The sequence below is a fragment of the Paenisporosarcina sp. P4_E4_2 genome (assembly GCF_056401595.1).
The window spans coordinates 1-2,428 of the sequence record NZ_JBFUJC010000416.1 but is presented as its reverse complement, the minus strand read 5'-3'; the positions used below and the strand labels follow the sequence as shown (position 1 = coordinate 2,428).

Here is a 2,428-nt window from a genome sequence, read left to right as displayed (position 1 = left end):
GTCCTGATGATACTGTTCTGCTGGATAAAATGCTTTCACTTCCACAATTGGGGTGACAATTGGATGCGAGAATTTTCCGCTGTCTTGTAATTCTTGTTTGGATTTTTCAGCAATCTGTCTTTGTTCTTCACTATGGTAAAAAATTGCGGTCTCATAAGAAGATCCGCGATCAAAAAATTGACCCCCAGGATCTGTCGGATCAATTTGCATCCAAAACAGTTCAACAAGTTGTTCGTAAGGAAACACATTTGAATCAAAGGTAATCTGTACAGCTTCTTTATGTCCAGTAGAATTCGTGCATACTTGTTCGTACGTCGGATTCTCTACATCTCCACCTGTATATCCTGAAATAACTGAATGGATGCCTTCATACGAGTCAAATGGCTTCACCATGCACCAGAAACATCCACCTGCAAATGTTGCTTTTTCAATGGTCATGAGTAGACCTCCTTTAGTTACTCGGAACAAGTATCTCGAGAGTGATTTCATCTTTTTGTAGATTAAATTCTTTTGCTTTAACTTTCACATTGGATTTCATCGGAATACGGGATAGATCGATATACACATCTTCTTCATCCGGTCGTACAATCATCCATTCAGGCAAAGTTACGGAATCCTTCAGTAAGTTTAACACGTATTTTGGATCAAGCTCTAATGGACCGACTTCTACTCCTGTTTGAACCAGTCTCAAGTTGCCATTCGGCTCGACCAGCGGATCAAATTTCATGATGACGGGAAGTTTGGTTGAAAAAATAGTAAGTTCAGTAGACAGGAGTATTTGATCCTCCACACTTAGAACGACTGGCATCGGCTTTATATTTATCGCTTCACTTATGTACGAATTAGCAATGCCTTCAAAATCTTCTTTGGTGGTCTTTAGCGTCAACACATTTCCATCGGAAGTTGCCTGTGGTTCAGGAATAATCGTTTTTTCAGAAGGTGAAGTCATCCAAATAACAAAAACAACTACAGAAGTAATTATTAGTGCAATTAATAGTAAAAAAGCAACTTTCCATCCATTCATTAATATGTCAACTCCTTAAAAATCCTTTTCCCCTTTTGCTAAGTGTTTTAAACCGCAAGATTCAAGGGATTCCAGTATGCGGTCTTTCATTTGTTCATAGCCTTTACTATTTGGATGAAAAAAATCCGTATGATAAACCATGTTTTCGTTCGAGTTGAATAAATCGCTTACAGGTACAAAACAAGCATTTACGTCGGTGTAAGAAGTGTTAAGAATTGCTTCGTTCCAATTCATCATGATTTGATCAAACTCATTTTTTTCATTTGTCACAACCGTAAACGGATTGTATAAGCCAACCATGAGAATGGGTGAATTCGGATTGGTTTTTCTGATTTCCATGAGAATTTCCGAATAGCGCTCAGAGAATTTCACTAACTCTTTCTGAAAAGCAGCAATTCGCAATTGAAATAAATCTTGCTTGACGATGCGCATGATGTCGTTTCCACCGATTGTCACAATAATTAAATCAGCTTCCTGAATGGGTTCGTTAATGTCACCAGATTTCAGTTGCTTCAATAATTGGTCACTTCGCTTTCCCCTCTTCGCTTCGTTCCTTAAGTCAACTTCACGGATTCCTTGAAAATTTTCCATTTCAGACGCCAGGCGTCCCAAATACCCTCCCATTTTCCGTTCATCCCCTACTCCTTGTGTTAWAGAATCACCTAAACCAACTAGCATGATATCATCTGGAAAAAACGTTTCACTTATAAAGAAATCTTTCATTGCAAATGGTTGTCTTGATGAAAAATCAGGGCTGCTTATTTGGCCAAATTGACATCCTGTCAAGATGAATACGCTCACCAAGATGACAAGTATCAATCGTTTTATCATTTTCCCTCTCCCTCTCATTAGAAAAGCAGGGATCTCTCCCTGCTCGTTTCCTTCTTTATTCGACGGTGTACATAAAACCAATAGCGCCAATACCAGTATGGGTACTAACAATTGGCGTCGTATATCCTATTGAAACATCATGAAAACTGGATTCCTCAATTAATTTTTTCAATGGATCTGCCATCGCAAAGCCGTTAGCTTGGGAGATGCCCACAGCTTTCACTTTTTTACCTTTAGTGTCTTCTAAAAACTGTTTATATAAATATTGAACCACTTGTTTATGGCTTCTTGCTTTATGGACGGGAGTGTATTCTCCTCCTTCTAGCGAGGCAATTGGCTTAATTGACAACAATGAGCCTACTAATGCTTTCCCTTTGCCAATACGGCCACCTTTAACCAAATTWTCCAACGTATCAACAACAACAAAAAGATTTGTGTTCTCACGCATGATGTCCAGCTTCTTTACAATTTCTTCAACTGTCGCACCTTGTTGTGCCAATTGTGCTGCTTCTAAAACTTGAAATGATAAAGCATATGAAATAAATCGTGAGTCAATCACTGTTACGTCAGAAT

At 38.6% G+C, this 2,428-nt stretch carries 4 protein-coding genes; all 4 read right to left on the bottom strand.

The window, feature by feature from the left end; all coding sequences use genetic code 11:
* Nucleotides 1-438, bottom strand: a 438-nt coding sequence (msrA, locus tag AC1DSB_RS18025) for a peptide-methionine (S)-S-oxide reductase MsrA (protein WP_477587283.1), incomplete at its 3' end; no start/stop codon positions are given.
* Nucleotides 439-451: 13 nt separating this feature from the next.
* Nucleotides 452-1,024 carry a YpmS family protein gene (locus AC1DSB_RS18020; protein WP_016427335.1) on the bottom strand — a complete coding sequence of 191 codons (573 nt, stop codon included), beginning with the start codon at nt 1,022-1,024 and terminating at the stop codon, nt 452-454.
* A 15-nt stretch (nt 1,025-1,039) separates the two neighbouring features.
* Nucleotides 1,040-1,855, bottom strand: coding sequence for a GDSL-type esterase/lipase family protein (locus AC1DSB_RS18015; protein WP_477587282.1), 816 nt, complete (start codon nt 1,853-1,855; stop codon nt 1,040-1,042).
* A 55-nt stretch (nt 1,856-1,910) separates the two neighbouring features.
* The coding region (locus AC1DSB_RS18010; protein ID WP_477587281.1) for a DegV family protein at nt 1,911-2,428 on the bottom strand (518 nt) is incomplete at its 5' end.